18 protein-coding genes are annotated in these 20,959 nt (G+C 70.2%); 7 read left to right on the top strand and 11 right to left on the bottom strand.

All coding sequences use genetic code 11. The annotated features are described in order from the left end of the window. Nucleotides 1–38: 38 nt before the first annotated feature. The gene (locus ACYSUO_RS21145) at nt 39–1,706 is read right to left on the bottom strand and encodes an OPT/YSL family transporter (RefSeq protein WP_461777756.1); all 1,668 of its coding nucleotides are present in this window, start codon (nt 1,704–1,706) and stop codon (nt 39–41) included. Nucleotides 1,707–1,981: 275 nt separating this feature from the next. Here ACYSUO_RS21145 and ACYSUO_RS21150 point away from each other — a divergent pair, with 275 nt between their 5' ends. After that, complete coding sequence (locus tag ACYSUO_RS21150) at nt 1,982–2,758, top strand: IclR family transcriptional regulator (RefSeq protein ID WP_328630637.1); 777 nt, start codon at nt 1,982–1,984, stop codon at nt 2,756–2,758. A 19-nt stretch (nt 2,759–2,777) separates the two neighbouring features. On the opposite strand, the gene ACYSUO_RS21155 is transcribed toward ACYSUO_RS21150, so the two are convergent. The 3 genes from ACYSUO_RS21155 to ACYSUO_RS21165 all read right to left on the bottom strand — a co-directional run bounded on the left by ACYSUO_RS21155 (nt 2,778) and on the right by ACYSUO_RS21165 (nt 3,979). Beyond that, nucleotides 2,778–3,458 (bottom strand): AroM family protein, encoded by a 681-nt coding sequence (locus ACYSUO_RS21155; protein ID WP_461777757.1) that lies wholly within the window; start codon nt 3,456–3,458, stop codon nt 2,778–2,780. Between the two features lie 74 nt (nt 3,459–3,532). After that, entirely contained in the window at nt 3,533–3,796 is a 264-nt protein-coding gene (locus tag ACYSUO_RS21160; RefSeq protein WP_461777758.1) for an SsgA family sporulation/cell division regulator, read from the bottom strand. Further along, on the bottom strand, nt 3,797–3,979 hold the full coding sequence (locus ACYSUO_RS21165) for a hypothetical protein (protein WP_461777759.1): 183 nt from the start codon (nt 3,977–3,979) through the stop codon (nt 3,797–3,799). A 369-nt stretch (nt 3,980–4,348) separates the two neighbouring features. Here ACYSUO_RS21165 and ACYSUO_RS21170 point away from each other — a divergent pair, with 369 nt between their 5' ends. Continuing rightward, nucleotides 4,349–6,691, top strand: a complete 2,343-nt coding sequence (locus tag ACYSUO_RS21170) for an ATP-binding protein (protein WP_461777760.1) — start codon at nt 4,349–4,351, stop codon at nt 6,689–6,691. An 18-nt stretch (nt 6,692–6,709) separates the two neighbouring features. Here the strand turns inward: ACYSUO_RS21170 and ACYSUO_RS21175 are convergent, their stop codons facing one another. Next, a complete protein-coding gene (locus ACYSUO_RS21175) occupies nt 6,710–7,318 on the bottom strand; it encodes a YdcF family protein (RefSeq protein WP_461777762.1) in 609 nt (202 codons plus the stop codon). Nucleotides 7,319–7,414: 96 nt separating this feature from the next. On the opposite strand from ACYSUO_RS21175, the gene ACYSUO_RS21180 reads away from it, so the two are divergent. Continuing rightward, nucleotides 7,415–8,104, top strand: coding sequence for a TetR/AcrR family transcriptional regulator (locus tag ACYSUO_RS21180; protein WP_461777763.1), 690 nt, complete (start codon nt 7,415–7,417; stop codon nt 8,102–8,104). A gap of 74 nt (nt 8,105–8,178) precedes the next feature. Here the strand turns inward: ACYSUO_RS21180 and ACYSUO_RS21185 are convergent, their stop codons facing one another. Genes ACYSUO_RS21185 through ACYSUO_RS21195 form a run of 3 tightly spaced genes read right to left on the bottom strand, consistent with a single transcriptional unit; the run spans nt 8,179 to nt 12,359 of the window. After that, nucleotides 8,179–9,786, bottom strand: coding sequence for an FAD-dependent oxidoreductase (locus tag ACYSUO_RS21185; protein ID WP_461777764.1), 1,608 nt, complete (start codon nt 9,784–9,786; stop codon nt 8,179–8,181). Between the two features lie 57 nt (nt 9,787–9,843). After that, nucleotides 9,844–10,815 (bottom strand): AurF N-oxygenase family protein, encoded by a 972-nt coding sequence (locus tag ACYSUO_RS21190; protein ID WP_461777765.1) that lies wholly within the window; start codon nt 10,813–10,815, stop codon nt 9,844–9,846. Nucleotides 10,816–10,856: 41 nt separating this feature from the next. Next, entirely contained in the window at nt 10,857–12,359 is a 1,503-nt protein-coding gene (locus ACYSUO_RS21195) for a flavin-containing monooxygenase (protein ID WP_461777766.1), read from the bottom strand. 360 nt (nt 12,360–12,719) lie between these two features. Between ACYSUO_RS21195 and ACYSUO_RS21200 the strand changes: the two genes are divergently transcribed. Further along, entirely contained in the window at nt 12,720–15,155 is a 2,436-nt protein-coding gene (locus tag ACYSUO_RS21200; protein WP_461777767.1) for a GH92 family glycosyl hydrolase, read from the top strand. Nucleotides 15,156–15,350: 195 nt separating this feature from the next. Beyond that, nucleotides 15,351–16,262, top strand: coding sequence for a phosphotransferase family protein (locus tag ACYSUO_RS21205; protein ID WP_461777768.1), 912 nt, complete (start codon nt 15,351–15,353; stop codon nt 16,260–16,262). Nucleotides 16,263–16,354: 92 nt separating this feature from the next. Here ACYSUO_RS21205 and ACYSUO_RS21210 read toward each other — a convergent pair whose 3' ends face one another. Then, nucleotides 16,355–17,122, bottom strand: coding sequence for a hypothetical protein (locus tag ACYSUO_RS21210; protein WP_461777874.1), 768 nt, complete (start codon nt 17,120–17,122; stop codon nt 16,355–16,357). Between the two features lie 90 nt (nt 17,123–17,212). Beyond that, on the bottom strand, nt 17,213–18,418 hold the full coding sequence (locus ACYSUO_RS21215) for a cytochrome P450 family protein (RefSeq protein WP_461777769.1): 1,206 nt from the start codon (nt 18,416–18,418) through the stop codon (nt 17,213–17,215). Nucleotides 18,419–18,518: 100 nt separating this feature from the next. Here ACYSUO_RS21215 and ACYSUO_RS21220 point away from each other — a divergent pair, with 100 nt between their 5' ends. Then, nucleotides 18,519–18,815 (top strand): ribosomal protein L7/L12, encoded by a 297-nt coding sequence (locus tag ACYSUO_RS21220; protein ID WP_461777770.1) that lies wholly within the window; start codon nt 18,519–18,521, stop codon nt 18,813–18,815. A gap of 51 nt (nt 18,816–18,866) precedes the next feature. On the opposite strand, the gene ACYSUO_RS21225 is transcribed toward ACYSUO_RS21220, so the two are convergent. Continuing rightward, nucleotides 18,867–19,913: a YncE family protein gene (locus ACYSUO_RS21225; RefSeq protein WP_461777771.1), complete on the bottom strand. Its 1,047-nt coding sequence runs from the start codon at nt 19,911–19,913 to the stop codon at nt 18,867–18,869. Between the two features lie 197 nt (nt 19,914–20,110). Between ACYSUO_RS21225 and ACYSUO_RS21230 the strand changes: the two genes are divergently transcribed. Then, the gene (locus ACYSUO_RS21230; RefSeq protein ID WP_461777772.1) at nt 20,111–20,896 is read left to right on the top strand and encodes an IclR family transcriptional regulator; all 786 of its coding nucleotides are present in this window, start codon (nt 20,111–20,113) and stop codon (nt 20,894–20,896) included. The last annotated feature ends 63 nt before the right edge of the window (nt 20,897–20,959 follow it).

Here is a 20,959-nt window from a genome sequence, read left to right on the forward strand (position 1 = left end):
ACGGGTGGTGCCCGGGGGGGGCGTGGCGGTGCGAGGGGCTACTTCGTCGCCGTCCACACGCCGTTGCCGAACGAATAGAGCGCGTCGCCCGCGATCGCTCCGCCGGCGAAGACCTCGAGGTTCTCCTTGGCCTTGGGGCCCAGGAAGCGCGGCGCGAGGACGCGGACGACGAGGCCCGCGGCGACCATCCAGCCGGCCATGGGCGTCGTGATCAGCAGGCCGGTGGCGAGCATGATGCCGAGCTGGCGCTTCGGGCCGCCGATGAGCTGGATGATCGCGCCGGGGATCGCCCACAGGGCCAGCTGCTTGGCCGTCTCCACGGACGGTCCGGCCTTGATGGCGGCGACGTACGCGGCGTCGATCGGGGCGGTCTGCCCCTTGTTGAAGAACATCTGGTACGAGACGGCCACGACGACGATCGCGATGCCGAAGCCGACCATCGCGGCGATCAACTGCTGGCGGCGGCCCTCCAGTTCGAAGGCCGGGTCGGCGCCCTCGCCGCGCAGCATGAAGCCGGCCTTGAGGTCGTAGCCCATGTCGGCGAAGGCAGGACCGGTGGCCGCGGTGAAGCCGGAGAGGACGACGAGGGCCTCGGGCGGGAAGCCGACGAGGATGCCGAGCAGCAGCGTGATCAGGGCGATCGCGAAGGCGGGGAACCAGCCGGAGTGCATGGAGGCGATGCCGACGAGGAGTTCGTGCAGGAACGCGGCCACGGTGGCGTAGAGGACGAAGGCGATCAGCATGCCCACGCTCATGTGCGTGAAAATGCCGGTGCCGAGCGAGAGCAGAATCGAGATGGCGAGGTAGGCGCCGATGCCCAGGCGGAGCGACTTGCCGAGGCGTCGGGCGCCGTCGTCGGGGGCGCCGTCGTCGGAGGCGGCAGCAGGCCCGGTGGTGGCGGGCGGAGCGGTCGCCTTGCGTGCCTTGAGGACCGTGCGGCCGACCTGGAACAGAGCGACCAGGCCAGCGCCGATCATCATGCCGTGCGGCAGGTACATGGCGTTCAGGTCGAGACCGAAGAGCGGCTCGGCGTAGCTGATGATCAGCAGGCCCGCGCCGAACGCAGCCATCGAGGCGAGCCCGCCGATCAGGGCGACACCGAACGCGGACATCGGCAGCGCGAACGCGGCTCCCGCCAGGCCGGTGACCAGGCCGAGCCCCAGCACCCCTGCGCGCCGGCCGCCCTCGTCGCCCGCCTTGATGGCCTCGGCGGCGGCGAGTCCCGGGGCCCAGGGGTTGCTCGCGGGGAAGGCCGGGGTGTCGTACATCCGGTACAGCAGCCAGGCGTCGACCAGCATCGCGACGGAGACGCCGATCAGCATCGGCACGATCATGTTGTCCAGGCCGAACAGGAACGGGATGCCGATCGGCAGGAACAGGCTGTTGGCGGCGCCGAAGGTGGCCGAGGAGATGCTCGTCTGCGCCAGGTTCTGGGCGTGCACCGAACGGAAGCCGCGGAAGGCGACGAGCGGGACGCGCGCCAGCGTCATCGCGGCCAGCGCGCCGATCAGCGACGTGCTCGGGGTGACGCCGAGGGTGGCGAGCAGCTGCACGCCGACGATCGCGCCGAACACGCTGAGCACCACGGTCAGGACCAGGTTGCCGGGGGCGAGGGCGCGGGGATGGCCGCGCGGGGCGCCGCCCGGGTCGTGCGGGTCCCCGGGGTCGGCCGTGGGCGGCCGCTCGGTGTCGGCGTTGGTGCTCATGGGTGCTCCTGACGGTCGGCGCCGGTCGGCGACCTGGCGGAGTCGCGGAGTCGCTGTTGTGCGAAGTCGCGAAAGTTGTCGAGTTCTATATTCTGGAACCAGTTCCGAATATCTGGACCTGGATCATTCATAGACGTCGGGCGTGCCGTCAAGCCCCTTCGAGGAGTTCTCACGATGTGAGCCGCACATGAGCCCGGCGACGGGGCGGTGCGGGCGGCACCGCACGAGCGCATACGATCGGACCCGGAAACCGATCGGGGGAGGCACAGGAACCGGTGAGCACACTCGCCAACGCACGGGACGTGCTGCGCCTGATGGCGCACCTGCAGCGCGATGTCACCGTGACCGATGTCGCGGCCGAACTCGGGCTGCCCAAGAGCTCGGTGTCACGGACGCTGAGCATGATGGCCGAGTACGGCTTCCTCGACCGCGACCCGCTGACCCGCGCCTACCGCCCCGGCGGCCTGATCATGGAGGCCTCGTACCACTTCCGGGCCTCGCGCGGCACCGTCTCCCTGCTGGAGGAGGAGGCCGCCCGCCTCGTCGCCGACACCGGGTACACGGGATACGTGGACGTGCTCGACGGGGCCGAGTCGCTGGTGCTGCACATGCGCATCGGCACGGCCGGGGCCCTCCAGGCGTACACACCGGCGGGCACCCGGGCCCCCGCGTACGCCAGCTCGATGGGCCGGGCGCTGCTGGCCCGCCTGGACGACGCGCAGGTCATGCGGCTCGTCGACGCCCGCCTCGAACAGGCGACGGGGACGGCCCCGCGGACCCGCAAGGAGCTGGTCGCCACGCTGGCCCGGATCCGCGTGGACGGCTGGGACATCTCGCAGGGCGAGTGGGTGCCGAACGTGGGTGGCATCTCGGCCGCCGTGCTCGACAACGACACGGGCCAGATCTTCGGCATCGGCATCGCGCTGCCGGCCCCGGAACTGCGCGACGAGGCGACCGAACGCTTCGGCAGGGCGGTGCGGGATGCGGCCGCCCGCGTCGGCAAGCGCATCGGCGACCCGTACTGGCTGCGCTTCGTCGCCGACGAGGGCTGACCGAGGGGCCCGCGGTGCCCTACGCGAGGAGCGGGCCGGTCATGGCTCCGGTGATCCCGCTCGACGTGAGGACCGGTACGCGGATGCCGCCCGCGCGCAGCGCCTCGCGGTGCCGGTCCGCGTATCCCATGCAGTCCAGGACGAGGGCCCCGGCACCCCGGTCCACCAACTTCCGTGCCGCGTCGAGCAGTTCGGTGTCATCCTCGGCGTAGGGCGATGCCGTGGCGAACTCCGGCGCCGGCGTGACACCCCGCCACTTCTCACGCGCCGCGGCCACCTGCTCCGCCAGCGGCACGATCACACCGATAGGCACGCCGCTCAACACACCACGGACGTACGTCGTCAGCAGGGCGTCAGGCTCGACGAGCAGCGCACGCCGGGCGCGCAGCGCAGGGAACTCGCCGGTGCACAGCAGCACCACGGTGTCGACGCCCTCCTCCTCGAGCGCGTCGACCCGGCCTTGCAGGGCTTCCTCCACGGCGGATTCATCGAGGGTGACCGTGGCTCCGGTCGCGAGGCGAGTGATCAGGGTGGGGCGACCAGGCGAGGCGGCGAGGCGCTCCGCCGCCCGCGCGGGGTCGGGCCCGTCGAGCACACCGGCGTGCCGCACGCGCGCGGTGGCGGGAAGCGCCGCCTCGATCCCGGCGCTGAGGTCGGGGCGCGGTGACTGGCCGATGGTCAGAAAGCCGACGTTTCGCATGAGTTCTGGAATCCTTCGAGTTCAAGATTATGAGACCGGATTCCAGAAAGATAGACATGCGGCGGGTGAGGCTGTCACCGAGGGGTGAGCAGCCCCTCGATCCCCTTGTCGATCCGGGAGGGACACACTTCGCTGCCGAACGGCACCAACGCATGGCTGCGCGCCAGATAGAGCAGCAGAGCCTGGTGGCCGATGCGGACGCGGAGCGCGCGCCCCGCGTCGCGGGCCCGCAGCAGCACTCCGGGCGGACCGCCCGGGTCGACGACGGGGCACACCGTCACGTCGCCGATACCCGCCCCGCCGGACAGGCCGTCGGACAGCAAGTCCCGGGAGATCACTCAGCGTTCGGACCGGGAGCCGTCCCGCGACACGGCCACCGAGACGACCAGCGGGTCGTCCGCGCTGTAACGGAGCATGACGTCGCACGGCTCACGCACCGCGCCGTCCGCCTCGACGACGAACCCGCGCACAGCCGCTTCGAGGTGCCGTTCGCTTCCCTTGCCGGAACCCACTCCGACCATCCCCTTCCCCGTAGAAGCGCCGGACTCGATCGACAGCCGTAATGGCACGACATGTCATGGAACGGCGCTCGAACAAACCTAGATCCGGGGTCGGAAGTGCCGTTGGCATAGTCACGGATGGACATCATTCCCACGCAAACTGTTCGACTGTTCGCACACCGGCGCCATGGGTATTCGCACACCAGCGCTACGGGCCTTCCGGCACGATCCACGAGCACCTCGACGACGCCCGCCGAGCAGCACCGCCCAGCATCCGCAGAGCGCACCGCCCGGCAATCGAACGCGGATCCTACGCCCCGCCTCACCGATTCGTATGGACCTTCGCCCATCCCGCCGCACGCCCCGGCCCCGCGCGGGACAATTCGCTGCATGACGTTCGGCATTGTGCGGCGCCGTCCCGGCGAACTCCCCCGTGAACTCACCGGTTTCATCGGTCGGGCCCCTGAATTGACGCAGTTGGCGGCGGCGTTGGACACACAGCGGTGTGTGACCGTCGTGGGGCCCGGCGGTGTCGGCAAGACCCGGCTCGCGCTCCGTGCCCTCGCGGGCCGCACCACCGGGGCCGATGTGCCGGTGTGTCTGGTGGAGCTGTCCGCGCTGCGCGACCCCGGGCTGCTTCCGCACACCCTCGCCGCCTGCCTCGACCTGCCCGAGCAGTCGGTGAGGCCCCAACTGGACGTGGTCCTCGACCATTTGCGGGAGTCGCCCGCGCTCATCGTCCTGGACACCTGCGAGCACCTGGTGGACGCCTGCGCCGAACTCGTGGACGTTCTGCTGCGCGAGACCGACGGCGTGCGCGTCCTCGCGACCAGCAGACAACCCCTTGACGTGCCGGGTGAACACACCTTCCCGCTGTCGCCGCTCGGTGTGTCGGACGCCGGCGGCGAGGCGGTCTCCCTCTTCGAGCAGCGGGCCGCGGCCGTCGTCCCCGGATTCGAGGTCACCGACGCCAGCCGGGAAGCCGTGGTGCGGCTCTGTCGTCGCCTGGACGGCATGCCGCTCGCCATCGAACTGGCCACCGTCCGGCTGCGCGCCGTGCCGCTGAATCAGCTCATCGACCGTCTGGAGGATCGTTTCCGTCTCCTGACCGGCGGCCGCCGCACTTCGCTGCCGCGCCATCAGACGCTGCGTACGACCATCGACTGGAGCTACGACCTGTGCGACGCCCGCGAGCAGCGGTTGTGGGCGCGGCTCTCCGTCTTCGGTGACGTCTTCGACCTGGCGGCCGCCGAAGAGGTGTGCGGGTTCGGCGAGTTGGGCTCGGACGAGGTGCTGGAGGTGCTCATCGACCTCGTCGACAAGTCGGTGGTGCAGCGGGTCGACGAGTTCGGGCCCGGCAGCGGCGTCGACGGCGCCACCCGCTACCGGATGCTCGACACCCTGCGCGAGTACGGGGCCGAGAAGCTGGCGGCATCCGGCGAGGAGATCGCGGCACGCGACCGGCATCTGGCCCGGTACGTCAAGGCGGCGGACGAGTTCGACCGGCACTTCATCGACGACGACCAGTTGGCGCGCTGCCAGGCGCTGCGCCGCGAACACCCCGACATCCGGCTGGCGTTGGAGTACGCGCTCGGGCGCGGTGACCGGGAGCAGAAGGGGGCCGGGCTCGCCGGGGCGCTGTGGGGGTACTGGCAGATCACGGGGCTGCTCACGGAGGGCCGGTACTGGCAGCAAAAGGCCGCGGCGGCCTTTCCCGGGGCGACACCGGAGCGGGCCTGGGCGTTGATCATCGGCGGGTACATCAAGACGTTCCAGGGCGACCCGGCAGGAGCCGTGCCGGAGATCAAGGAGGGCATCGAGATCGCCGACCGGCTCGGTGAGTCCCTGATCCGGGCCCGCGGCTGGCTGTATCTGCACTGCGCGCACACGTTCGCCTGCGACTTCGACCGCGCCGAGCGGGCCGCGGTGGCCGCCCACGAACGGCTCGCGGCGCTCGGCGACCTCGTCGGCCTGGTCTGCCTGGACGTTCAGGCGGGGTACCAGTACCACCTGTCCGGGCAGGACGACCTCGCCCTGGAGCGCAGCGGCCAGGGGCTCGCCCGGCTCGGCGTCGGCTCCAAGGAGTGCTGGCTGCGCGGCTTCGTGCACACCATCGTGGGGCTCAGCCACTACTCGAAGGGGGACCCGGGGGCGAGCGAGGCGGCGCTCAAGGAGGCGCTGCCGCTGAAGGCCGCGCTCGGCGACGTGATCGGCTGCGGCTACGCGGTGGAGATCATGGCGTGGGCCGCGGCCCGCGACGGCCGGCATCGGCGGGCCGCCTGGCTGTTCGGCGGTTCGGACGCGCTGTGGCAGTCGACCGGCGGCGAGCTGCTGAGCGGGGCGCCGGTCTCCGTGGGGAACCACCGGATGGCGGCGGAGGCGACGCGTTCGGAGCTGGGCGGGGACGTCTACGAGCAGTTGTGGCAGCTGGGCGCCACCGCACCGCGTGAGGCCCTGTTCGCGGCGGCGCTGACCGGGACGGACGAACTCGTCCTGGAACCGGCCGAGTTGCCGGGCCAGCGCAGAGCGGGTTCCGGGGAGTCACTGACCCGCCGCGAACACGAAGTGGCGCGCCTGGCGGCCGAAGGGTTGTCGAACCGGGAGATCGCCGAGCGCCTCTTCATCTCCCGCCGCACGGTCGACGCCCACATGGAGCGCATCCTTTCCAAACTCGGCATCAGCTCCCGCAACCGCATCGCGGTGAAACTCGCCACCGCCGGGACCGGCGAGTGAGGGGCGCACGGCGGTCGTCTACAGAGAGGCCTTCCGTTCCTCGGCCTTGAGGCCGCGGAGTGTCCAGAGCCCGTACAGCGCCAGCAGCGGCTTGCCGACCAGCCACTCGCCCGACCGGCAGTCGTCCGCCCGCACCAGCCTTTCGGCGAGGTCGGGGCGCTGTCGGCGCAGGTAGGCGCGGGCCTTCAGCGCGTGTGCAGGCTGGGAGGCGATCTTGATGCGGTCGGCGTCCTCGAGCATGGGGATCACATTCGTGATGTTCTCCCACGTCGTAGTCGACCGTTCTTCGAGGAGCACCGTGCCGTCGAACGCGAGCACCGACTTCGCGTAGTCGGCCATCAACCGGGCTTCCGTGGCGCGGCTCCCGGCCGCCGCGCCACCGCTGAAGATCACGGACGTGTCGCGGGCGTTCTCGGCGGACACGGAGCGTAGGCCGGCGCGTACCCGCCAGCGGTTGATGAAGTTCGCCGTCGGCCGCGGGTTGCGGAAGCCCAGCACGATCACGGCCTCGGATCCGGTCCCGCCCACGGCGCTCCCGACCAGGGTTCGGGACCAGCGCCGGTTCAGCCACTCGCCCCAGAGCAGGACGCCTGCCCCCGCTGCCGCCAGGCCCGTCCACCGTCGCATGCGGCGACTGTAATGGGTGGCCGACGGTCGCGAGTGTGGCTCACACCCCTCGGCCGTACTGGTTATGTGTTCGGATCGGGCCGATATCCTGGGGAGATGGCGGAGAGAACCGGCGGTGAGCCGCAGATCGATGGACGCTCCACCCGCTGGGACGGGCACAAGGCACAGCGTCAGGTCGAGTTGGTGGACGCGGCTGTCGCGCTCATCGAGGAGGAGGGCGCGCACTTCCGGATGCAGCGCCTGGCGGAGCGCGTGGGCCTGCCCCGGTCCGTGCTCTACCGGCACTTCAAGGACCGCGCCTCGTTCGACGAGCTGATCCGCCGGCGGGTCGTGGAGTCGTTCGTGAAGCGGATGGAGCCCACGCTCAGCTTCGAAGGCACCGTCGAGGAGTCCGTGCACCGTGTGGTGGGCGCGCATCTGGACTGGGTGGCCCAACATCCGCGCCTGTACGCCTACATGGGCGTCGCCGAGCACGCGATGGGTGACGGCTCGCTGGTGGCGGACACCAAGACGGCCATCGCGCTGATGCTGAGCGAGCGGTTCGGTGACGTACTGGCGGCTCTTGGGCTGAAGGGGGCGCCGATCCGTTCGGTGGCGGTCGGCATCGTGGGGTTCGTGGACACCGCGGTCAACCAGTGGATGCGCGATCCCGAACGCGAGCTGTCCGAGGACGAGTTGCGCGCCATGCTGTGCCGCTCGGTGTGGGCGGTGCTGGAGGCGGCGCTGCGGGGCTTCGGCGTGGAGCTGTCGCCGCAGCAACGGGTGGCGGATCTGGAAGGGGCCTGACGGCGCTGCCGGCCGGTGTCGACCGGCCGGCAGCACTGTTCGTCAGCCGGTCGCTACCGGTCGGCAGCTGTCCGTCAGCCCGTCGCGACCGGGGTGGCCTGCGCGGCCCGCCGCAGCGCCTCGGTGTCCGTGAGCTTGACGCGGGGGCGGCCCTGGGCCTCGCCCGCCGCCCGTTCCGCGCGGTCGATCGCCTGCCAGGCCTCCAGGCCGAGGGCGGCCGGAGCCGCCGTGGTGCCGGGTTCCGGCTGCGGCAGACGGCCCGCGGCGAAGTCGTCGAGGAGGGACTCGACCGTTTCGTGGGCGCAGGTCTTGTTCGTGCCGATGAACCCGGTCGGGCCGCGCTTGATCCAGCCCGCGACGTAGACACCGGGCTCGACCCGGCCGGCCTCGTGCGGGACGGTCGCGCTGTCCTCGTCGAAGGGCAGGCCGGGGACGGGCCGGGCGCGGTAGCCGACGGAGCGCAGAACGAGGCCGGTCTCCAGGGTCTCGGTGGCGCCGGTCGGCCGGGCCCGCACGATGCCGTCCTCGTCCGTGTGCAGGGTGGTCGGGTTGAGTTCCAGGGCCTGTACGCGGTCCTCGCCGACGAGGCGTGCCGGTCCCGCGAGGAAGCGCAGCACGATGCGGCGGCGCCCCTCGACCGGGGTGCGGGCGGCCAGTTCCGCGAGCAGCCGGGTCTTCTCGTTGGTGTCGGGGGCAAGGCCCTCGGGCCAGCCCTCGATGCTCACGTCCACGTCCTTGAGGGCGGAGAGCGCGAGGAGTTCGGGCACGGTGAACGCGGCCTGCGCGGGGCCCCGGCGGCCGAGGAGGACGACCTCGCGGACCTTGCTGGCGCGCAGCGCGTCGAGCGCGCGGTCGGAGATGTCGGTTCGGGCCAGGGCCTCGGGGTCGGCGGTGAGGATGCGGGCGACGTCGAGGGCGACGTTGCCGTTGCCGATGACGACGGCGCGTTCGGTGTCGAGGGGGTGGTCGTCGTGGGCGCGGTCGGGGTGGCCGTTGTACCAGGCGACGAAGTCCGTGGCGGAGACGCTGCCGGGCAGGTCCTCGCCCTCGATGCCGAGGCGCTTGTCGGTCGACGCGCCGACGGCGTAGATCACCGCGTGGTGCTCGCGCAGCAGGTCGGCGTGGGTGAGGTCGGTACCGACCTCGACGCCGAGGCGGTAGCTGAAGCCGGGCTGCGACTCGATGGTCCGGAACAGCTCGGTGACCTGCTTGGTGTCCTGGTGGTCGGGTGCCACGCCGGCCCGCGCGAGCCCGTACGGGGTGGGGAGCCGGTCGTGGACGGTCACGCGCACACCGGGGTGGCGCAGCAGTTCGTCGGCGGCGAAGAGCCCGGCGGGCCCCGCGCCCACGACCGCGACCGACAACTCGCCTCCCGGTAGGGCGCGTTGCTTGGGCACGACGTACATGGGGGCGCGGTCGTCATGCGGATTCTGCTTGTAGTAGGAGGCGTTCAGCTCCAGGAACGGCAACTCCGCCTCGCTGAGGGCAGTGTGCGGCTTGAGCGCGTCGACCGGGCAGGCCGTCGTGCAGGCGCCGCAGTCCACGCAGGTGCGCGGATCGACGTACAGCATCTCGGCGGTGGCGAAGCCGGGTTCGCCCGGAGCGGGGTGGATGCAGTTGACCGGACAGGCCAGCACGCAGGAGGCGTCGGCGCAGCAGGATCGGGTGACGGCGTACGGCACGGCGGGCTGGTCTCCGTTCGGGCGTTCAAGGAAAGACGGTGCGGGACCGAGAGGTGGTCAGTCGGCGAGCGGAGCGGGTTCGCCGCGGAAGCGTGCGGGGCGGCCGTCGATGCGCAGGGCCCTCCACAGCGGGCGGGACACCTTGTTCATCAGGCCGATGTCCTGGGCAAGCATCCGCACGTCGGAGAAGAGCTCCTGGAGCATCTTCTGGCCGGCCTCGGACTTCCAGAAGACTTCCTTGATCACCCAGTCCGGGATGCCGACCAGGTCGGCGGACTTCTTGTCGGGGATCATGATGACGTCGCACAGGATCCGCATGATCAGCGGGAAGAGCACGGACAGGGCGCCGCGGCGGGCCTTGCCGTAGCGCGGGACGCGCAGCCGCAGGAACTCGTGCGCGAAGGAGATGTGCCGGGCCTCCTCCGCGATGTGGATCTGCATGATCCGCTGCGGCAGCGGGTGCACCGGCTCGCCGCTGCGCAGGGCGCCCTTCTGCAGATGGTCGATGGGCTCCTCACCGGCGAGGATGCCGGTGAAGAACGCCTCGGGGTACAGGGAGCCGAACAGCGGCAGGACCCGGCTGAGTTGGCGGAACCAGCGCTTGCCGCCCGGGGTGTCCACGCCCGTGCGGTTGACCAGCTCCTGGAACATCTGGGTGTGGTGCGTCTCTTCGGTGATCTCGTGCGTAAGGTACCTGAACTCCAGGTTCTGGTTGCCCAGTTGGTAGATGTAGTCCAGCGCCCCGCGCATCAGGAGGTTCTCGAACTGCATCCCCACCTTGGCGATCACCGCCCAGCGCCAGATCCCGATCCGGATCTGCGTCTCCAGCGGCTGCTTCTGGTACCAGGGGTGGGCGCCCAGGGCGTCCGCGGAGGTGAGCACCCAGCGGGTGTCGGTCGTGTCCACGGCGAACTCGGGGTCGTCCCACTTGATGTCGACGAAGGCGTTGAAGTTGACGTTGACGGAGCCCTCGGACAAGGTCCGCAGGCGCTCGTCGTAGACCTTCCTGGACAGGTTCGGGGTCATCATCGTCCTCGATTGTCGGTGGTAGGAGCTGGTCGAACGGGCGGTCAGGCTGCGCGGGTCGGTTCCTGGATCCCGGCCGGCCGGCCCGCCTTCTCGAAACGCAGGGGGCTGTCGTCGATGGGGGCGTTCTGGAGCATGGCGCGGTCACGGTAGTAGTTGTTCCACAGCCGCCACGGGTCGCGGGTGCCCTGGCGCGGCATGACCTCGTTGGCGCGGGCGATGTAACCGGAGGTCAGCGCCTCCCCCATGACGGAGAACTCGGAACGGTCGCCGTCGGACGCCACCGGGGTGGCGATGTCGTGTCCGTTGCGGCGCATGTGCGCGAGCAGGCGGGCGGTGTAGTCGGCCGCCAGGTCCGCCTTCAGGGTCCAGGAGGCGTTGGTGTAGCCGATGACGAGCGACATGTTGGGCACGCCCTCGAGCAGCACGGCCTTGTAGAGCACGCGGTTCGTGACGTCCACCGGGATGCCGTCGACGGTCACGTCCATGCCGCCCATGAGGCGGACGCTCAGACCGGTCGCGGTGACGACGATGTCGGCCTTGAGCTCCTCGCCCGACTTCAGCCGGATGCCGTCGGCGGTGAACGTGTCGATGTGGTCGGTGGCGATGGCCGCCTTGCCGCTCTTGAGCACCTTGAACAGGTCACCACCGGGGACGACGCACAGACGCTGGTCCCAGGGCTTGTACTTGGGGCTGAAGTGGCGCATGTCGACGCCCTTGCCCGCCTGGGCCCGTACGAGCCCGAGCAGCACCTTGCGGGCGAGGCGGGGGTACTTGCGGCAGAAGGCGTAACTCCCGCGCTGAAGTGCGATGTTGCGGGTCCGGACCACCTTGTGGGTCAGCCGGGCGGGGGCGCGCAGCTTCTTCATGACGGAGGTGAGCGGGTCCACCTCCGGCAGCGCCATGACGTACGTGGGCGAGCGCTGCAGCATGGTGACGCTCGCGGCCTTGTCGGCCATCGCGGGCAGCAGGGTGATGGCGGTGGCGCCGGAGCCGATGACGACCACGCGCTTGCCGGCGTAGTCCAGGTCCTCCGGCCACTGCTGGGGGTGCACGAGCGTGCCCTGATAGTCGGCCTCGCCCGGGAACTCGGGGCGGTAGGGCTGGTCGTAGTCGTAATAGCCGGTCGCGCCGACGAGGTAGCCGGCACTGTACGACTCGTGCTCGCCGGTGCCCTCGTCCTCGACCTCGACGGTCCAGCGCCCGGTCTCGTGCGAGAAGTCGGCGCTGATGGCGCGGCGGCCGAAGCGGGTGCGTTCCAGGATGCCGCCGTCGGACGCGGCGTCCTCCACGTACTGGCGGATCTTCGCACCGTCCGCGAGGATGCGCGCATCGCTCCAGGGCCGGAATCCGAAGCCGAAGGTGGGCATGTCGGAGTCGGACCGGATGCCGGGGTACCGGAAGAGGTCCCAGGTGCCGCCCACGCGGGCGCGGCGCTCGAGTACGACGAGCGAGGCCTGGGGGTTGTCGCGCAGGACATGGCGCGCGGCGCTGATGCCGGATATTCCGGCACCGATGACCAGGACGTCGACGTGCTGCTGCTCCATCGCGGAGGGTCCTCGCTCTCGCTCGTGAGCCCCTGAGAGAGACAGGGACGGGAGGGTTCAGCGCCACTCGGGGCACTGGCGGCTACTCAGACACGTGGTTCTCATCTGCGCGGTACCCGCAATTTACCTGCGACACTCTGTTTCAGATACCGTTGGTAACGTGACGTGGGTCACATGCGGAGATGCGTGCAGGAGTGACCGAACGCCCGCGAACGACACAGAAGTTGGCGACAGCGTCTCTCCATCCCGCCCCACCAGCCGCTATGGGTTCACCCATTGACCATCCATTGACGAACCCCCTCTCTCAAGACAAAGATCGAAAGGAATCACTTCGACAACGTTGTCTAATGAGAGGCCGCGATGAGAGCGTCGCCGTCACCGAGCTCGCAGAACTCACCGGGACCACTGAGATCGCTGAGGTCGCTCACACCTCTGCGATCGCTGCGGCGCACCGTCACCGCCGCGTTCGTCGTCACCACGGTGGCCGCCGCCACCCTCACCCCCGGCGTCGCGAGCGCCGAGGAGACCGGGCCCGGCTTCGCCGCCGACCCGACCAGCCTGGTCGACACGTCGATCGGCAACAACGGCGACGGAACCACTTTCCCGGGCGCCACCACCCCCTTCGGGATGGTCCAGCTGAGCCCCGACACGCAGCTGAACAAGTACGCCTCGTACGACTACGCGCAGGACACCATCCTCGGCTTCAGCCACACGCACCTCTCCGGTGTCGGCTGTCAGACGATGGGCAATATCCGCTTCATGCCGACCACGGGCGCCGTGACCTCGTCCGATCCGGCGCAGTACGGCGCGAAGTTCAGCCACGACAACGAGACGCGCTCGCCCGGCTACTACGGCGTGAAGTTCGACAACGGCATCAAGGCCGAGCTGTCGGCGACCCAGCGGACCGGCCAGCACCGCTATACGTTCCCCAGCGGTTCGGGCGCCGAGAACGTCCTCATCGAGGCCGGGGAGAGCAACGGCAGCACCTACGCCGGTGACATCAAGGTCGTCGGCGACAACACCGTCGAAGGCTGGGTGCAGGGCGGCAACTTCTGCGGGGAGACCGGCAAGGAGCGCTACCGGGTCTACTTCAGCGCCAAGTTCGACCGGACGTTCTCGAAGTTCGGCACCTGGAGCGACGGCACCCTCACCCCGAACCAGCGTGCGGCCTCGCGGGGCGACAAGCGCGCGGGTGCCTGGCTGTCGTTCGACCCGTCCAAGGGCGACAAGGTCGGCGCGTCGGTGGGCCTGTCCTACACCTCGGTCGACGGTGCGCGTCTCAACCGCGGTGCCGAGCAGCCGAGTTCGTTCGACCGGGCACGCTCCGGCGCGCACGACGCGTGGCGCGACGAGCTGAACCGGATGCGCGTCGCGGGTGGTTCCACCGCCGACCAGCGGACGTACTACAGCGCCCTGTACCGCTCGCTCCTGCACCCGTCGATCGGCTCCGACGTCGACAACCGCTATCGCGGATTCGACGACAAGGTGCACCGCGCGGATTCCCCGTACTACCAAATGTTCTCGCTCTGGGACACGTACCGCTCGCAGAACCAGCTCGTCGCGCTCCTGCACCCGGACAAGGCCGCCGACATGGCCAAATCCCTGCTGCACGTGTACAAGGACGGTGGCTGGCTGCCGCGCTGGGGTCTCGGTAACAGTGAGACGAACGTGATGAGCGGCGACCCCGTCACCCCGTTCATCGTCGACCTCTACAACCGGGGTCTGCTCGACCACCGCACCTCGCGCGAACTCTTCGACGCGCTCTGGAAGAACGTCAACGAGGTGCCGGCCGACCAGTCGACCTTCCGCGGCCGCGACGGCAACCCGACGTACGTCAAGAACGGCTTCGTCGGCTACCAGAACCTGCCCGGCTACAAGTTCGGCGACAGCCGCCAGGCCGGTTCGGCCACACTCGAGTACGCACTCGGCGACTGCGCCCTCTCCACGATGGCCGAAGGACTCGGTCACCGGGACAAGGCCGCGACGCTCGCCTCGCGTTGCGACAACTTCACCAAGTTGTGGGACTCGGGCGTCACTTCGGAGGGCTTCACCGGCTTCCCGGTGACGAAGAACGCGGACGGCAGCGTCGCGGGCGACCCCGACCCGACCCAGTCCGGCGCCTTCCACGAGGGCACGGCCTGGCAGTACCAGTGGCTCGCGCAGCAGAACCCGAAGGCCCTCTACGGCCTGATGGGCGGCAAGGCGGACGCCGAGAAGCGGCTCGACAAGTTCTTCGACATGCCGACCGTGCTCAGCGACCCGGCGAAGGCCGCCAAGGAGTCCTGGGTGACGGGCGCATACGACTACCACAACAACTTCGCGTTCAACCCGAACAACGAGCCCGACTTCCACGCCCCGTGGATGTACGCGTGGACCGACACCCCGTGGAAGACCTCCGCGGTGCTGCGGGCCATGCGGACGCTGTACACCGACGACCCGTACGGCATGCCCGGCAACGACGACCTCGGCGCCACGTCGTCGCTGCTCGTCTTCGCCATGGCCGGCGTCTTCGAGGTCCAGCCCGGCTCGGCGAAGTACGTCCTGTCGGCCCCGATGTTCGACAAGGTCGAGATCCGCCCGGCCCACGGCCGCGGGATCAGCATCGAGGCACCCGGCGCCGACGCGTCGAAGCTGCAGTACGTCTCGTCCGTGACCACGGGCAAGGGCACGCCGCTGCGCCAGAGCTGGCTCTCCCACAAGGACCTGCTCGGCTCCGGCAAGATCTCCTTCAAGCTCTCGGACAAGCCGACGAACTGGGGCGCGAATGTGGCGCCGCCGGCGGTGGCCGGGGAGTGAGGTGGTGGGGCGCGGTTCCTCCTTTTTGGAGGGGCCGCGCCCCACGCTCGCAACGGCGCACGTCCTGGCGGGACGTGCGCCTTTCGGGTTCGCCACCCATGCGAAATCCGCTTGTGCACGCCGTCGCCGGGATGATGCGGTGGCACGGTGATCAACCACGATGAATCAGCCGACGCGTCGGCCACCGTACGACCGTTGACGCTTGCGTGGGTAGGGCGGTTTCTGGAGGTCGGGGAGCGGATCGTCCGTGTCGAGGCGCTGCACGGTGGGGTCACCGCCGAGATGCGGAGGCTGACCGTCGCCGCGCCGGGCGGAGGCACCCGTCAGCTGGTGTTGCGGAGTTTCGTGGACCCGTTCTTCGAGGATCGCGCCGAGGACGCGCTGGGCCGAGAGGCCGGCGCGTTGGCCCTGCTGGAGGGGGCGGACGGTGTACCGGCTCCTGGGTTGGTCGCGGTTGATGCGACCGCGGCGCATTGCGAGTACCCCTCGCTCCTGATGACGCATCTGCCGGGGCGTGCGCTCCTCGGCGGTGAAGGGCTGGAGACGCGGGTGCGGTTGCTCGCGCGGCAGCTCGTGGCAATTCATGCGGTATGCCCGAGTGAACAGCCGCCGAAGTACGAGGCGTTGACCACCGCCGACACCGTCGTGGTTCCCGAGGGCGCCGACGCCGCCGCGTGGGCCGCGGCCATCGACGTCATCCGTGCGCCCGCGCCGCCCTACGAAGGGCGTTTCCTGCACCGGGACTTCCACCTCGCCAACGTGCTGTTCGACGCGTCACCGACCCGGATCACCGGCGTCGTCGACTGGGCCGGGGCCTCCTGGGGCCCGGCGGACCTCGACGTGGCGCACAGCTGCACCAATCTCGCGTTGCTGCACGGGCCGGAGTGGGGGCGGCGGTTCGCGGACGCGTACGAGGAGGCCGGCGGGGTGCTCGCCGCGGACGACGGCGAGCGGCTGTACTGGCGGGTGCGGGACGCGCTGGCGTTCTCGGAAGAGGTGCACGTGGTGGGGCGGCCGTGGCGCGAGGCCGGGCGGACGGAGCTGACGACGCGGGTCGTGGAGGAGCGGTTGGATGCGTATGTCACGGGTCTGATGGCAGGGGCTTGACGCCCGGGTCGTCCCGTACAGACTGGACGCCCGGGTCGTCGCCGGGATGCCGTAGCGGCGCACGATCGGGCGGGCTGGCGGGCTGGCGGGCGTCAGTACCGATGACCCGGCCAGTCCGGATGCGTCCAGCGATCCTCGCCGGTGAGTGCGAGCAGCGCTATCCGGCGTCGCAGCTCCGGCGATGCACCGGAGGCGCGGAGGCGCGTCGCTGCGTGGCCGTGGAGCCAGGCCGTCAGCTCGGCAGCCATCAAGTCCTCGTCGTTCTCGTACCAGTTGACGTACCACGGGAGTTGGTCGCCCAGCAGCTCGTACTCCCAGGCCTCCGCGGCCTCCGCGAGCCGCTGGTCGCTGAGGGGTCCGGTCTGCTGGTCCCAGTCGGCGAGCCAGGGGGTGACCGTACCGGACGCCTCGGCGCACATCGCCATGACCTGGTGTGCCGGGACAGCGGCGTCCGGATCCGTGAGGCTCTGCGCCCACCAGGCGTGCAGAAACTCACGTACGGCACCGGCCTGCTTATCGGGCCACTGCTGCCAGCGACCACGGGCGAAGGAGTGCCCCGCATCCTCAAGGCCGAACAGTGGATCGACGCGCCCGGCCACCAGGGCGGCGGCGAACTGCGGCAGGATGCGGCGCAGCACAGCTCCGTGGTCCGTCCAGTCAATGGCCTCCCAGGCACGGCGCAAGAGGTCCGGGGCGAGTTCCGTGTCGGGCGTCTTGAGGAGGGCCAGCTCCTCCGCGCTCCCCCAATGACACTCGCAGTTGGACTCGTCCGGGCGCGCGGTCATCCCGTGGAAGACGATGGCGAGATCGGCCAGGGCCGCGTCGCGTCTGCGACGGGCAGGGTGGTCGGTTGGCTGCATGACGGTGACCCGTACCTTCAAGGACTCCAGAGCGAGCTTGCCCACCTGAAGATCCTGACCCTACTGGAGTGGGAGGAGCCGCACGACCTCTTATTCGGCGGTGCCGAGCTGCGTCCCCGAGGCGACGACAGGAAGCGACGACAGCCCCCTGACAAGGCGGGTACGTCGCCACATCAACTCGTCCGCCGGTACGGCCAGATGGAGCTCCGGGAAGCGTGCGAGCACGGCTCGCAGCACAAGTTCCATCTCCGCCTTGGCCAGGGGTGCCCCGACACAGCGGTGGATGCCGTGGCCGAAGGCGAGGTGGGCGGCGGCGTCCCGGTCCAGGTCCAGCTTGTCCGGTCCGGGGAACCGGTCCGGGTCCCGGTTGGCTGCCCCGATGGCGACCAACACCGGTACGCCGGAGGGGATTTCGGTGCCGCCGAGCGTGACGGCCTCCGTGGTGAACCGGAAGGTGGCCGTGCTCACCGCGGACTCGAAGCGGAGGAGTTCGTCCACGGCGCCGGGGATGCCGTCCGGGTTTCGCCGCAGGCGATCCAGTTGTACCGGGTGCTGGAGCAGCGCCAGTACTGCGTTGCCGAGGGCGTTGGTGGTGGTTTCGTGTCCGGCCACGAGCAACAAGACGGCCAGGGAGACGAGTTCGTGCTCGCTCAGGCGGTCCTCTCCGTCGCGAGCGGCGATGAGCCGGTCCAGGAGGGAGCCGCCCGTGTCGCGGCGTTTGGCGGCGATCAGGTCCGTCATGTACTGCGCCATCGAGTGGGATGCCGCGTCGATGACGTCGAGCTCCCCCGCCGCGAACAGCTCCGCGGACCAGCGCTGCACGTCGGGCCGGTCGGCCGCCGGGACCCCGAGCAGTTCACAGATCACGACGACCGGGAGTGGCACCGCCAGGCCGGCCACGAAGTCGAACGGTTCACCGACGGGCCACCGGTCCAGCAGCTCCTCGGTGACGCGCGCGATGAACGGACGCAGCTGCGCGACCGCCCCGGTCGTGAACGCCTTCGTCACCAGCCGACGAAGCCGGGTGTGTTGGGGCGGGTCGCTGGCGAGCATGGTGTGCGCGACCGCGGGGTGCAGGCGTCGCCGCGATTCCTTGCCCGCGAAGAACGCGGCCGTGTCCTTCGAGAGCCGGGCGTCGTTGAGGGCTTCCCTGGCTTCCTTGTAGCCGGTGACCACGTAGTTGGTGCGGCCCGCGGAGCCGGTCGGGACGGGTCGTACCGGACACGTGACCCGCATGGCCGCGTAGGCCGGGTAGGGGTTCCGGAGGAAACGGGGATCCTGGGTCGGGTCGGTCATCACCCCAGGATCCAACGACGTACAACTGTCCGCTTGCCATTCGCGCCACCCCCGTAATCCGTGTCACCCGCGCCATCCGCGTTGCCTAGGATCAGCGATTATGGATATCGCAGCAATCCTCATTCTCCTGGTCGGCGTGCTCATCGCGGTCGGCACCATCGAGCGCAAGGTCGACCGTGCCGACCGCAGGGCCGCCCGCGTCGAGCGGAAGCTGGACCTCGTCATCAAGCATCTGGGAATCGAGGCCGACGAACTCGGGCCGGTCCTCGACGGCGTACGCGCCCTCGTACGGGACGGCAAGAAGATCGATGCCATCAAGGCCTACCGCGAGGCGACCGGAGTGGGCCTCAAGGAGGCCAAGGACGAGGTCGACCGCATCGAATCCGGCCAGAGCTGACCCGAAGCCGGGCCGCCCAGACCCGACCCGGAGTCGCGGCACCCGTCGACGTCAGCGGGCCACGTCGATCCGGGTGACATGGTCCTCCCCCTTGGGCCCGGTGCCCGACTTGTCCAGGACGTACGCGGTGCTCGCATCGCCCATGTGCACATGGTTGGGGAGCGCGTTGGTGTCGATCGTCTCCTTGACCGCCCCCGAACGTGTGTCGACGACGGAGACGCTGTCGTCGAGCCGGTTGACGACCAGCACACGCGCCGAACGGCCCACGTTGGCAAGGGACTTGGCGCCCTCCCCGGTGGTTATCGACCTGACGACCGCCCCCTTGCGCAGGTCCACGACGGACACACCACCCGCGCCCTGGTCGGCGGTGTAGGCGGTCCGGCCGTTCGCCGACAGGGCTATGGAGAGGGGGCCGTCGCCCGTGGGGAGGAGGCGCGGTTCGGAGGAGCCGGGGGTGATCTGGATGATGCGGTCGTGCGTGAAGTCGGTGGCGTGGACCGCTCCGGTGCGTTCGTTCACCGCGAGGCCCGTCGGGCCCGCCCCCTCGACGGTGACCCGCCGGGTCTCCTCGTACGTACGAGTGTTGAAGCCGACGACGGATCCGGTGCCGAAGGCCGTGGCCCAGACGGTGTCGCGCTTCTCGTCGACGACGATCTCGCGCGCGTGCGCGACGCCCGGCACGGTCGCGAGGTGGCGGCCCGTCTTCTGGCTGTACACGGCGATGCTGTCGTTGCGCGTGTTCGTGACCCACACCGTGTTGTGTTCGTCGTCCACATCGATGCCGTAGGCCGCTTCGATGGTGCCGTCGCTCTCGTCGAGGGGCGTCGGATAGGTCGCCTCCACCTTGAGCGTGTCGGGGTCGAGACGCACCAACCGCGAGTCCGTGACGGGCGCCGGCGGCTGCCCCACCGAGCTGGTCGCCCAGAGCACGTCGTTCCTCTCGGAGTACGCGGACTGGTAGAGGCCGGGGGCGAGCGGCGCGGACTTGAGCGTCGATCCGGCCGCGGCGACGGCTTCCGTCAGCGTGAACGCGGTGCAGGACACCAGGGCGACGGCGCTCGCCGCGGTGCGGTGGACGCGTCTGTTGAGCGAGGACATGGGGTGCGGTCTCCCTGTCGATCCAATAGGCCGATGAGCCGGCCCACGAGCAAGCCAATGAGCCGACCCGCGAGTAAAGATTAGGCAAGGCTAACCTAATGCAATCGCAAGGGTGGCAGGGAATTAACACGTCAACCCCTTGTGCAACCCCCGCCCGCTCCCTACAGTCCCGCCGTCTCTCAAAGAAAGACGGTGTCATGAATACTGTGACAAGCGCCGCGACGCCGGGGCCGCCACGGCCCGCCACGCCTCCCCTGGCCACGGTCCTCAAGGCCTTGGCCCTGCTCGACTCCCTGGCCGACGCGACGGAACCCGTACGGGTCTCGTCCCTCGCCCGGGCCATGGGCACATCGCGGGCCGAGACACACCGCCAGCTGGTCACCTTGGAAGCGGCGGGCTGGATGGAGCAACTCCCGGACGGCGCCTACCGGTTGACGCTGCGCCCGGCCCACCTGGGACACGCCGCCCTGCGCCAGGCCGGCATCGGCGAGCGCACCGCTCCGCTGCTGGAGCGCGCCGCGCGGCAGGCGGGCGAGGTCGTCAGCATCGCCGTGCTCGACAAGGACACGGCGCGGGTCGTCCAGCGCGCCGATCCGGGCCGCTCCCTGCACGCCACGCTGCTCCTCGGCGATCGACTGAGCCTGACCTCCAGCGCCACCGGACGCCTGCTCGCGGCGCTGTGCCCGCAGGACATCACGGGACCGCTGCGGGACCGGGGCGTCGCCCTGCCGGACACCGACGAGCTCAGCATCATCAACGGCACCCGGTGGGCGACGTCCACCGACGACGAGCAGGACGGCATCGCCGCGCTCGCCGTCCCCCTTTGCCGCCCCGGCAACCAGGTCGTCGCGGCTCTCAGCGTGCACGGACCACGCGAGCGCATCACGACGGCCGACGCACTCGCCGTACTGCGACCCACCGCCCACGAGATCGAGCAGCTGCTCCGGCTCGACACCGGCGGCACCCTCGGCCTGCACGGCTGACACCTGCACCTCTCCCCCTGCTCCCGGCCGGCCCGCTCCCCCGGGCCCGCCGACGTACCACCC

This window comes from Streptomyces sp. UC4497, from assembly GCF_054871485.1.